Source organism: Meiothermus sp., assembly GCF_025056915.1.
In the GTDB taxonomy this organism is placed as follows: Bacteria; Deinococcota; Deinococci; order Deinococcales; family Thermaceae; genus Meiothermus.
The window spans coordinates 1-11,002 of the sequence record NZ_JANWVH010000092.1 but is presented as its reverse complement, the minus strand read 5'-3'; the positions used below and the strand labels follow the sequence as shown (position 1 = coordinate 11,002).

The 11,002-nt window shown below is 64.1% G+C and carries 11 protein-coding genes; 10 read left to right on the top strand and 1 reads right to left on the bottom strand.

What is annotated here, in order from left to right:
• The first annotated feature begins 225 nt into the window (after positions 1-225).
• Complete coding sequence (locus NZN28_RS12590; protein ID WP_295398695.1) at positions 226-1,116, top strand: histone deacetylase; 891 nt, start codon at positions 226-228, stop codon at positions 1,114-1,116.
• 157 nt (positions 1,117-1,273) lie between these two features.
• Positions 1,274-2,152 (top strand): pyridoxal kinase PdxY, encoded by an 879-nt coding sequence (gene pdxY / locus NZN28_RS12585; protein WP_295398694.1) that lies wholly within the window; start codon positions 1,274-1,276, stop codon positions 2,150-2,152.
• On the opposite strand, the gene NZN28_RS12580 is transcribed toward pdxY, so the two are convergent.
• Entirely contained in the window at positions 2,149-2,730 is a 582-nt protein-coding gene (locus NZN28_RS12580; protein WP_295398693.1) for a phospholipase A2, read from the bottom strand. The two genes, pdxY and NZN28_RS12580, sit on opposite strands and share 4 nt — an antisense overlap.
• Positions 2,731-2,959: 229 nt before the next feature.
• Here NZN28_RS12580 and NZN28_RS12575 point away from each other — a divergent pair, with 229 nt between their 5' ends.
• The 8 genes from NZN28_RS12575 to NZN28_RS12540 all read left to right on the top strand — a co-directional run.
• Complete coding sequence (locus NZN28_RS12575) at positions 2,960-3,316, top strand: DUF6152 family protein (protein ID WP_295398692.1); 357 nt, start codon at positions 2,960-2,962, stop codon at positions 3,314-3,316.
• On the top strand, positions 3,316-3,810 hold the full coding sequence (locus NZN28_RS12570) for a hypothetical protein (RefSeq protein ID WP_295398691.1): 495 nt from the start codon (positions 3,316-3,318) through the stop codon (positions 3,808-3,810). Before NZN28_RS12575 ends, NZN28_RS12570 begins: the two co-directional genes overlap by 1 nt.
• Before the next feature lie 499 nt (positions 3,811-4,309).
• Positions 4,310-5,356: a LacI family DNA-binding transcriptional regulator gene (locus NZN28_RS12565; protein ID WP_295398690.1), complete on the top strand. Its 1,047-nt coding sequence runs from the start codon at positions 4,310-4,312 to the stop codon at positions 5,354-5,356.
• A 53-nt stretch (positions 5,357-5,409) separates the two neighbouring features.
• Entirely contained in the window at positions 5,410-6,414 is a 1,005-nt protein-coding gene (locus tag NZN28_RS12560) for a sugar ABC transporter substrate-binding protein (protein ID WP_295398689.1), read from the top strand.
• Positions 6,415-6,536: 122 nt separating this feature from the next.
• On the top strand, positions 6,537-7,526 hold the full coding sequence (locus NZN28_RS12555) for an ABC transporter permease (RefSeq protein WP_295398688.1): 990 nt from the start codon (positions 6,537-6,539) through the stop codon (positions 7,524-7,526).
• A 1-nt stretch (position 7,527) separates the two neighbouring features.
• Entirely contained in the window at positions 7,528-8,373 is an 846-nt protein-coding gene (locus tag NZN28_RS12550; protein WP_295398687.1) for an ATP-binding cassette domain-containing protein, read from the top strand.
• A 7-nt stretch (positions 8,374-8,380) separates the two neighbouring features.
• Positions 8,381-9,808, top strand: a complete 1,428-nt coding sequence (gene xylB, locus NZN28_RS12545) for a xylulokinase (protein ID WP_295398686.1) — start codon at positions 8,381-8,383, stop codon at positions 9,806-9,808.
• 341 nt (positions 9,809-10,149) lie between these two features.
• The coding region (locus tag NZN28_RS12540; protein WP_295398685.1) for a hypothetical protein at positions 10,150-11,002 on the top strand (853 nt) is incomplete at its 3' end.

Sequence of the window (11,002 nt, the reverse complement as noted above, 5' to 3'; positions counted from 1 at the left end):
GACTGTCTTGCGTGGTTCTCAGTTTTCGCTGGATGCGAGGTAATCCGGAGCCTCCCACAGAGCAGAGTCAATCCCCTGGGATGGCTTTGGCCTTCTGGCCCCTTGAACCCTGGAGAGCGCTGCTCGAGCCCCATCTGGCCAAGTGCGCTTCAGGTTTTGTACTGAACCCCTCTTCCCCACTCACGCCACACTGAGCGGGGCGGCCATGTGGCATCTTGAGAGACCATGCGCCGGGCCTACTCCACCGCCCACTGCGACCTCGAGCTGCCCGAGTACCACCCATTTCCCAGGTACAAGTACAAAGGGGTCGCCGAGGCGCTCCGCGATGAACTGGACATCCAACCGGCCCCGGCCATTGCCTGGGAAACCCTGGCCCTGGCCCATACCCACGACTACCTGCAAAAGCTGCGGTGGGATGGGCTGAGCCGGCAGGAAGCCCACAAGCTGGGGCTGCCCTGGACCCAAAGCCTGCTGACGCGGGCCCTGCACGCCGCCGGAGGCACCCTGGCCGCTACGCAGGACGCACTGGAAACCGGCCTGGGCCTGAACCTGGCCGGGGGCACCCACCACGCTTATCCAGGCCGCGCCGAGGGGTACTGCCTTTTCAACGATGTGGCGGTGGCCATCGCCCATCTGCGGGCCCAGGGCTGGCGTGGCCGGGCCCTGGTGATAGACCTGGACGCCCACCAGGGCAACGGCACGGCAGTCTTTTTCCAGAACGACCCCAGCGTGTTTACCCTCTCGGTTCACGCCGAGCGCAACTACCCCCTCAAGAAGGAACAAAGCGACCTGGATGTTGGGCTGGACGACGCCACCGGGGATGCACAATACCTGGAGACCCTGGAGGCTGTTCTGGAACAGGCCTTCGCCTATAGGCCCGACCTGGTCTTTTTCAATGCAGGGGTAGACGTGCTGCAAAACGACCGCTTTGGGCGGCTGGGCCTGAGCCTGCGGGGGCTGGCCGAGCGGGATCGGCGGGTGTTTGAAAAGACCAGGCAGGCCCATGTACCCCTGGTGGTGGTCATGGGCGGGGGCTACAACCGCAACCCCCACATCACGGTGGCGGCCCATGCCCAGACCTACCGGCTGGCGCTGGGGGTGCTGGGTGCTGGTTAGAGCGCTCTTCACATATTTTGAGCCACTCGAGTTCGAGAAAGCCTGGTGCTGAACAGAACAGTGGCCGCCTGGAAACTCGAAAACATGCGTCTGGGCCGAGACGCATTCTCGTTTTCGTGGGCGGCCACCTCTTTGAAAAGCGCGATAGACTGCCAGCATGCAGCCTCGAAACATTCTTTCCATTCAGAGCTGGGTGGCCTACGGGCACGTCGGCAACGCCGCAGCCGTTTTCCCCTTGCAGCGCATGGGCTTCGAGGTCTGGGCCATCCACACCGTGCAGTTTTCCAACCACACCGGCTACGGGCAGTGGAGGGGCATGATCCTGCCGCCCGAACACCTGAGCGAGGTGGTCGAGGGCATGGCCGAACGCGGGGTGCTGGGGCAGTGCGACGCGGTGCTGTCGGGCTACATGGGCAGCGGCGGCACCGCCGAGGCCATCCTGTCGGCCCTGGAGCGGGTGCGGCGGCTCAACCCCCGGGCGCTTTTTTGCTGCGACCCGGTGATGGGCGACGAGGGGCGGGGTCTGTTCGTGCGCCCTGAAATTCCCGAGGTCATCAAGCACCAGGTGCTGCCCCAGGCCGACATCCTCACCCCCAACCAGTTCGAGCTCGAGCTCCTCACTGAGCGTTTGACCAAAACCCTGCGCGAGGTGCTGGAAGCCGCCCACATCGTTCGCGCCCACCTCCATCCGGGCGGCCCCCGCATCGTGGTGGTGACCAGCCTTCTGCGCGAGGGGGCGCCCGAGGGCACCATCGAGACCCTGGCGCTCGCCAACGAGGGGGCCTGGCTGGTACGCACCCCCCGCATCCCCCTCGAGCCCCCCCGCAACGGCACTGGCGATGCCATTGCGGCCTTGTTCCTGGGCCACTACCTGAAGAGCGGCAGCGTGGCGCTGAGCCTCGAGAACGCGGTCTCGGCCATGTACAACCTGCTCCTGCTCACGCACGAAATGAACACCCGCGAAATTCAGCTGATCGCCGCCCAGGAGGAATACGTAAACCCCAGCCGGCGCTTTTCAGCCGAACGGGTGGCCTAGTCGTAGAAGTAGGCCCAGCCCGCTACACGTACTGCGCTGTAGTACGCATAGGCCGCCGAGTAGCAGGCCGCCCGGCTCAAGAGGCTCTTGGGGCGGCAGATGCTGTTCATGTTCACCAGGAAGTTGTCGTCGGCAAAGCGCCGCCCGGTCTCGTTGTAGAGGGTGGGAAAGCGGGGAAAGTTGGCGTAGCCAAAGTCGTGCACGTTGCAAGCGGGCCGGAAGGTCTCGCGGTAGCCCAGGCCCAGGCCCTCCGGGGCCGAGCAGCCGTCGCGGCTCCAGTCGAACTGGGGATAATCGGCCCGCCTTGTGTAGTAGGCATCGTAGTTGGCAATGCTGCCCAGGGCGATGGTCTGCACCAGTTGGAGGTCGCCGGCGCTCAGGCTAAGGACTGCCTGACGAGCGGTGCGCAGGCTCTCGAGCGAGGCTTCGTAGGCCGCAATGGCCTCGGGCGCAACCCCCAGTTGGCGCATGTCCTGCACGATTTCCTGTTCGGCTGGGGTCTGTACCAGGGTAGACTGACCGCACCCAGCCAGCGCCAGCAGCACCACCAGCCATCCTAAGCGTCCCACCTTTTGCATGACCGACCTCCTCGGGTATTTCAGCACCATAGCGGGTTAACCTCCTATTCCACCCACCACGTGCGTGTCTGTGCGCTTTAGTCTACACCTGTGCAGTCAGGGCCGCTTAATCCAAAGGGCCTGCCTTCTCAAAAAATCCACATAGCGTAACCCCTCCTACACAGCCCAGCACGATTTTCCCCGAACATACAGAAACCTTTCAGATACCTTTGTCGCTCGAGGGGGGCATATGAAAAAGACTTGGCTTGCCGCAGGGTTGTTGTTGGGTCTGGCCCTGGCCCACCACGGCTGGAGCAGCTACGATACCAGCCGCGCGTTCCAGGCCACCGGCACCATCACCGAAGTCAGCTTCGAGTTCCCGCACGCCACCATCTGGATTGAAGTCCCGCCCACCGGCCTGATGATGCAGCGCAAGTGGTACGTGGTGCTGGCTCCGCCCTCGCGCATGGAAGCCAGGGGTCTCCCCAACGGCAGCCTGAAGGTGGGGGCGCGGGTCACGGTGGTGGGCTACCCCCACCGCACCGAGCGCGAGGAGATGCGGGCCGAACGCATCATTGTGGACGGCAAAACGGTTGAGCTGCGCTGATGCCGACAGCCTGGCAGAACGCGCTCGAGGGGTTGCACAGCACCCCGGCAGCCCTGGCCATGCGCCAGTCGGAGTGGCTCTACCCCACGGTGGAAATTCTGCACATCCTGGGGTTCTGTGCGCTGGTAGGGGCTGCGGGCCTGTTCGACCTGCGGCTCTTGGGCCTGTCCAGGCAAATTCCCGTCCAGCAAATGGCCGCCCACCTGCTTCCGGTGGCCTGGGTGGGCTTTGCGGTAGCCGCCCCCAGCGGCTTTTTGCTGCTGTTGTCGGATGCCCGCAGCATCGGGGCCAGCCCCATCTTTCTGGTCAAGATGGCCCTGATTGGTCTGGCCGGGCTCAACGCCTGGGTTTTTCACAGCGGTGTGGGGCGGAGCGTCCAGACCTGGAACCAGGACGTGAACCCACCCCTTGCAGCCCGGCTGGCGGCCCTTTGCTCGCTCTTAATCTGGGTCGCGGTCATCGCCCTGGGGCGGCTCATCGCCTACCTGGGATAAAGCACAAAAAGTCAGGGGATTACAGCTCCCCTCGAGCCGCAACCCCCTCGCACCCTCAGGGGCAGGCGCAGCGGTTTGCGATCGTTTGGGCCTGAATGTCATCTCCCCTCGAGATTCACCAGCCAATGAACCACTGCACCATCCTGAAGTGGTGCCTTCAGTATGCCCGCTGTCCGGGTTCTGCCTGGGTTATTTGACCCAAGGCCCCTGTTTTTCCCCCTCCCTTTGAGCAAACCCCGTGTTGGTCGGAAGCCAGGCGAACTTTGCAATGCTTTCATCCCATTCAGCGCACGTTTTGCAGGGTCGAATCGCTGGTTATGCGATGAAAAAAGGGGTTCTTGGAAGGCTATTGCATTCTCCAGCCGGGTGTGATAAAAACTACAGCATAAATAACTGCAAACGATTGCAAAATAAACCGACTCATCCTGTTCTGCCATAAAAGACTGCTCACTTGCAGCCTGGGTTTATTTGCGGTCTCTTCTGCAAACGATTGCATCTTATGATCAGCCTCGATGATGTCGCCAAACGCGCCCAGGTCTCCACCGCGACCGTTTCCAGGGCGCTTTCCAGGCCCGAAATGGTGGCCGAGGCCACCCGCGAGCGTATACTGCAGGCGGCTCGAGAGCTCGGCTACCAGCCCAACCAGCTGGCCCGCAGCCTGCGCCAGCGCAGCAGCCGCACCCTGGGCCTGATCATCACCGACATCCTCAACCCCTTTCACGCCACCCTGGCCAAAGGCGTACAGGATGCTGCCGAGAAGCACAACTACACGGTTTTCCTCTTCAACACCGACGAGGACCCTGAAAAAGAGCAGCGAGCGCTCAACGCCTTGCGGGGCCACCTGCCCCAGGGCCTGCTGATCGTACCGACCCCAAAAGCCAAAGAGAACCTCAAGCTCGTCCCCAAACTGCCCACCGTCGAACTCGATCGCAGCAGCGGTACGCCTGGGGTTCGCACCGTGATGGTCGACAACCTTGGCGGGGCTCGCACCGCCGTACAGCACCTGATTGGGCTGGGCCACCGACGCATCGGCATGATTGTGGGGCGGCTCGACATCTCCACGGCCGTCGAGCGTCATCAGGGTTATCGGGAAGCCCTGGCCGCAGCCGGTATTCCCTACCTCGAGCAGCTGGTTCTACCAGGGAACCACCGCGAGGAGGATGGCCGCAAAGCTGCCCTGGCCCTGCTCACCCTGCCGCCTGAGGCGCGCCCGACGGCCTTGTTCGTGGGCAACAACGAGATGACCGTAGGCGCGGTGCTGGCGGTGCGCGAGCTGGGTCTGCGCATTCCCCAGGATTTATCTATTGTGGGCTTTGACGATTCCCGCTGGGCCGCCACCATGCACCCGGCCCTGACGGTGGTGGCCCAGCCAACCTACGAACTCGGCTTCCTGGCCTGCGAAACCCTTCTGAGCTCGCTGAGCCGGGGCCAGGCGGCCCTGCCAACCAGCATCCGGCTGGACGTGAGTTTCATTGTTCGAGAGTCCACCGCCCCACCGGACGGTTTTTCTCATGGACTCAAACGACAAAGGAGGAGGAGTCACTGAAAACAAAGGTCGGCGTCTGGCAAACAGGTTTTCTTGGATCAAAAGGAGTCACCATGCGTAAGGTTGTGGGCATCGCAAGTTTAGTGGTGTTGGCCGTTGCCATGCTGGGGCTGGTCACGGCCCAGAACAAGACCCCCTATGTGGGCCTGATTACCAAAACCGAGTCGAACCCGTTCTTCGTCAAGATGAAGGAGGGCGCTCAAAAGGAAGCCCAGAAGCTGGGCGCCAAATTCATCAGCGCCGCCGGTAAAACCGATGGAGACAACGCTGGGCAGGTTGCAGCCATTGAGAACATGGTGGCGGCAGGCGTGAACACCATCCTGATCACCCCCAGCGATGCCAAGGCCATCATTCCAGCCATCAAAAAGGCCCAGGCCGCAGGCGTGCAGGTTATCGCTCTGGACAGCCCCACCGACCCCGCGAGTGCGGTGGACGCCCTGTTTGCCACCAACAACTACCAAGCCGGTGTGCTGATTGGCAAGTATGCCGCGGCGGCCATGAAGGGTAAGAAGCCGGTCATTGCGACCCTGGATCTCTTCCCCGGCCACCCCGTGGGCGCCCAGCGGCACAATGGCTTCCTGGCCGGGTTTGGGCTCAAGAGCCTGGGGCCCGAGAGCAACGAGCTGGCCAAGCCTGCCGAGGTTGTCTGCATGGCGGATACCTTTGGCGACCGCGCCAAGGGCCAGACCGCCATGGAAAACTGCCTGCAAAAGAACCCCAACATCAACCTGGTCTACACCATCAACGAACCGGCTGCCGCCGGTGCATACCAGGCCCTGAAGGCCGCCGGCAAGGAGAAGGACGTAATTATCGTTTCGGTTGACGGCGGATGTGAGGGCGTGCGGAACGTGGATCGGGGCATCATTGCCGCTACCTCCCAGCAGTACCCGCTGCGCATGGCCGCCATGGGCGTTCAGGCCGCAGTCGAGTACGCCAAGACCGGCAAGAAAGCGTCCGGCTACGTGGATACCGGGGTGGAGCTGATTGCCAAGACAGCGGTGCCTGGCGTGGCCAGTAAAGACGTCAAGTACGGACTGGCCAACTGCTGGGGCCAGTAGGCTCTTTTGGGTTGGGGGTGGTGCGGCCAGAAGGCCCCCACCCCCTAAAAAATCGGAGCGTGCACTCAAAAGGGGTAATATAAAAGCCAAAAAACCAGAGAAGTTGCAATAGCGAGGAACGTATGGCAGAACAACCATCCGGCACCACCCAACCCCCCAGGGGCCTGCTCGAGCGGCTGCCGAGCCTCACCATCCTGGGCCCCCTGGTGGCTCTTTTGCTGGCCGTCGTTTTTTTTAGCCTGCAATCGGAGCGCTTTTTGACCGGGCAGAACTTTTCCCTGATTTTGCAACAGGTCTCGGTGGTGGCGGTGCTGGCGATTGGCCAGACCCTGATTATCCTGACCGCCGGCATAGACCTCTCGGTGGGCTTTGTGATGGCCCTGGGCACCATGGTGATGGCCAAGTTCGCAGTGGAGCTGGGCATGCCCCCCCTGCTGGCCATTTTGTGCGGGATGGCCGTCACCACCGCCTTTGGTTTTTTGAACGGCTTTCTGATTACCCGTTTCCGGCTGCCCCCCTTCATCGTCACGCTGGGCACCATGAACATCGCCTTTGCCCTTACCCAGATTTACTCACGGGCCCAGACCGTCAGCAACCTGCCCGACGCCCACCTGTTTTGGGGCAACACCTTCAAGCTCGGGGAGACGGTCTTTACCTATGGGGTGGTGCTGGTAATTGTGCTCTACCTGCTGGTCTGGTTCTTCCTGAGCGAAACCGCGCCGGGCCGTCACCTGTATGCGGTGGGCAACAACCCCGAGGCCGCCCGCCTGATGGGTATTCCCACCCAGCGGGTGCTGCTCCTTACCTACACCATTGCGGGCTTTTTTTACGGGATTGCCGGCTGGCTTCTAATCTCACGAACCAGCGTGGCCGACCCCAACGCGGGACAGACCGAGAACCTCGAGACCATCACCGCTGTGGTGCTGGGGGGCACCAGCCTGTTTGGGGGCCGGGGAATGATTTTGGGCACCCTGCTGGGGGCCGTTATTGTGGGGGTTTTCCGCAACGGCCTGACCCTGATGGGGGTCTCCTCGGTTTATCAGGTCCTGATTACCGGCATCCTGGTGATTCTGGCCGTGGTGGCCGACCAAATCTCCAAACGGAGGAGCTGAGATGGAACTCAACCCAGTGCAAAACACAACGCCGAACCCCCTCCCCGAACCCACCCCCGCACCCCAGCCCAGACTGGTGCTCGAGGCCCGCGGTCTGGTCAAGCGCTACGGGCACGTGACGGCGCTGGACGGGGCCGACTTCGAGCTGCGCGAAGGCGAGATTCTGGCCGTAATCGGCGACAACGGCGCGGGCAAGTCCACCCTGATCAAAGCGCTCTCGGGGGCCATTGTGCCGGATGCCGGCGAAATCTACCTGGACGGCAAGCGGGTTCACTTCAGAAGCCCCATAGACGCCCGCAGAAACGGCATCGAGACGGTCTATCAGGATCTGGCGGTGGCCCCGGCCATGACCATTGCCGAAAACCTCTTTCTGGGCCGGGAGATTCTGCGACCCGGCTGGTTTGCCCGCCTGATCCGCTGGATTGACAAGAAAAAGATGCTCGAGGAAGCCATAGCAGATATGCAGGATTTGAAGATTGGCATCCGCTCCATGAGCCAGGCCGTGGAGACCCTCTCGGGCGGGCAGCGGCAGGGGGTGGCGGTGGCCCGCAGCGCGGCTTTTGCCCGGCATGTGGTGATCATGGACGAGCCCACCGCGGCTTTGGGGGTGAAGGAGGGCAACATGGTGCTCGAGCTGATCCGGCGGGTGCGCGACAGCGGCCTGCCGGTCATCATCATCAGCCACAACATGCCCCACGTGTTTGAAATCGCCGACCGCATCCACATCCAGCGCCTGGGCAAGCGGGCCGCCGTGGTCAACCCCAAAAAAATCAGCATGTCCGACACCGTCGCGGTCATGACCGGGGCCAAGAGCCCCGCCGAACTCGACCCCGCGGTGCTGGCCTAACCAGACCGTGTTTCTCGGCATAGACCTGGGCACCGGCTCCTGCAAGGCGCTGCTGCTGAACCACGATGGGGCCATCGTGGCCGAGGCCAGCCAAGCCTACCCGGTCAAAGCGCCCAGGCCCGGCTGGGCCGAGTCCGACCCGCTGGACTGGTGGCAGGCGGTGGGCAAAGCGGTTCGGGCCGCCGTGGGTAAACAGGCCCCGGCGGTTCGGGCCATCGGCCTCTCGGGCCAGATGCATGGGGTGGTGCTGGCCGATGCGGAAGGAAACCCGCTGTACCCGGCCATCCTCTGGGCCGATGGCCGCTCCGGCGCCGAGCTAACGGCCCTTCATCAACTCTCCGAAGCCCAGCAGCAACGGCTGGCCAATCCGCTGGTGGTGGGCATGGCCGCGCCCAGCCTGCTCTGGCTCAAGCAACACCGGCCTGCGTTATATCAGGCAGCCCGCTGGGCCTTGCAGCCCAAAGACTGGCTGCGGCTGCGTCTTACGGGCGAGGTGGGGAGCGAGCCTTCCGATGCCTCCGGTACGCTCCTCTACGACCTTCTGGCCGACAGGTGGGCCTGGGACATCCTCGAGGCCCTGGAGCTGCGCCCGGGCCTGCTGCCCCCACTGGGGCCCTCGGCCCAGGTCGCCGGAACCCTGAAACCAGAGGCCGCCCGGCACCTGGGCCTGCCTGCGGGGATTCCGGTGGCTGCCGGGGCCGCCGACACCGCCGCCGCCCTGCTGGGCTCCGGTTTGCCGGTGGGCGAAGCCCAGCTGACGGTGGGCACCGGGGCGCAGATTACGGTGCTGCTGACCAAACCTAAGATAGACCCCACCCTCCGCACCCACCTGTACCGGGCCGCCCTTCCTGGGCAGTGGTACGCCATGGCCGCCATGCAGAACGCCGGGCTGGCGCTGGAGTGGGTGCGGGCCGTGCTGGGCCTGAGCTGGGCGCAGGCGTACCGGGAAGCCGAGGCGGTTTCCCCAGGGTCTGAAGGGCTCACCTTTCTACCCTACCTGACCGGCGAGCGCACCCCCCACCTCGACCCCCTGGCGCGGGGGGTCTGGGCCGGGCTGGGCCGACACCACCGGCGGGGCCACCTGATGCGGGCGGCCCTCGAGGGCGTGGCGTTTGGCCTGCGCGCGGGCCTCGAGGCCCTGGGCGAGGCCATCCCGCCCCATAGTCCCCTGCGGCTTGCCGGCGGCGGCACCGCCCACCCCTTCTGGCGGCAACTGCTGGCCGATGTGCTAAAGCGCCCCCTGCAGGGGGTTCCGGTGCGCTCGGCCTCGGCCCTGGGGGCGGCACTGCTCGGAGCCCTGAGCCAGGGGCTCAACCCGCAGGGGCCCCAGCCCCCCGCCGAACCGGCCATCTGGCCTCAGGCTTCCTACGAGGAGGGCTACACTCGGTTCAAGCAACTCTACGCCGGGCTGGCCGGGTGGTTTGGCGCAAAGTAGAGCGCTCTTCGCATATTCAGAGCCATTCGACCATAAGAACGCTTTGCCCTGGACAGAACAGTGGCCGCCTGGAAACTCGAAAACATGCGTCCCGGCCCAGACGCAACGCAGACCAGCGTGCCTCACCTCGGTGCGGCACGTCTCTTTGTCCCTTCTCGTTTTCGAGGGCGGCCACGTCTGTGAAGGGCGCAAGGCTCCAGAAACTGGCAAGAACCTCTGGCTCGTAAAATTCCCTACCAGATGGAAGCGCTCTCGCCATTCTCGAACCGAACCCGGTTTATCTGGTCTGTAACCCGAAAGTAACGCGGCCTCGAGCAGAATGACCCGGTTGGGAGGGCCTTATGGAAAAGGACAGGCTGGTACGGCGGGAGTTGCGGGGCGGGCAGGCTTTTCTGGTGGGCCGCGCGGGCCTGATGGCCTATGGGGCCGGGGTGGGCTCGCCCAAACGGGCGGTGAGCGACGGCGATACCATCGCCACGCGGGCCCTGGCCAACATCCCCCTGCGCTTTCTGGGGGTGGACGCGCCGGAAAAGGGGCTTTTCCGCAGGCAGGCCGGCAGCGCCGAGCGCTATGTTCCCATCACCGACCCGAGCTGGGACGGTTTTTTGCGGGAGCAGCTCGAGGCCCTGGAGGCTGCCCTGAAGCCCCCCCTGCGGGCTTACCTGCAAGCGCGGGTGCAGCCCGGGGTGAGCGCCAACCACGCCCACCACGCCCAGGCCGCCACCCGGGCGCTGGAGGAGATGGTGCAGGACGACCTCGAGTTCTACCAGGAAACCCCCGAGGGCTTCCGCTTCTACCTGGCCTACGCCCGCGAGGCGCTGGACGGCTACGGGCGCCTGCTCTGCTTTGCCGCGCCCTTCGAGCGCGAGCGCAGCAGGCGAAGAAAAAGCTACAACCAACGGATGCTGGAAGCCGCTTGGGTGAGCCCCTACTTCGTCTGGCCCAACATCGACCCCTTCCGCGAGCAGCCCACCCCCTTCGGCGCGGTCTTGAAGCCCGAAAACTTCTGGGCCCAGGTGAACAACTCCCGCACCCTGCAAGGAGCGCGGGCTGCGGTCAAGCAAAGTCGGGCGCAAAAGCGGGGGCTTTACGAAGAGGGGAACCCCCTGCAACTCCTGGCCTTCGAGCTGCGCTACCTGACCGAAGGCAGGCCACCCAAGCGCTTTGTGATTGACCTAACCCACCCCGGCAACC

What these genes read in the sequence shown, in the direction of transcription:
- NZN28_RS12580 (WP_295398693.1), bottom strand. Translation starts at nt 2,730, where the DNA reads ATGCAAAAGGTGGGACGCTTAGGATGGCTGGTGGTGCTGCTGGCGCTG.
- pdxY (WP_295398694.1), top strand. Translation starts at nt 1,274, where the DNA reads ATGCAGCCTCGAAACATTCTTTCCATTCAGAGCTGGGTGGCCTACGGG.
- NZN28_RS12560 (WP_295398689.1), top strand. Translation starts at nt 5,410, where the DNA reads ATGCGTAAGGTTGTGGGCATCGCAAGTTTAGTGGTGTTGGCCGTTGCC.
- NZN28_RS12565 (WP_295398690.1), top strand. Translation starts at nt 4,310, where the DNA reads ATGATCAGCCTCGATGATGTCGCCAAACGCGCCCAGGTCTCCACCGCG.
- NZN28_RS12550 (WP_295398687.1), top strand. Translation starts at nt 7,528, where the DNA reads ATGGAACTCAACCCAGTGCAAAACACAACGCCGAACCCCCTCCCCGAA.
- NZN28_RS12590 (WP_295398695.1), top strand. Translation starts at nt 226, where the DNA reads ATGCGCCGGGCCTACTCCACCGCCCACTGCGACCTCGAGCTGCCCGAG.
- NZN28_RS12570 (WP_295398691.1), top strand. Translation starts at nt 3,316, where the DNA reads ATGCCGACAGCCTGGCAGAACGCGCTCGAGGGGTTGCACAGCACCCCG.
- NZN28_RS12555 (WP_295398688.1), top strand. Translation starts at nt 6,537, where the DNA reads ATGGCAGAACAACCATCCGGCACCACCCAACCCCCCAGGGGCCTGCTC.
- NZN28_RS12575 (WP_295398692.1), top strand. Translation starts at nt 2,960, where the DNA reads ATGAAAAAGACTTGGCTTGCCGCAGGGTTGTTGTTGGGTCTGGCCCTG.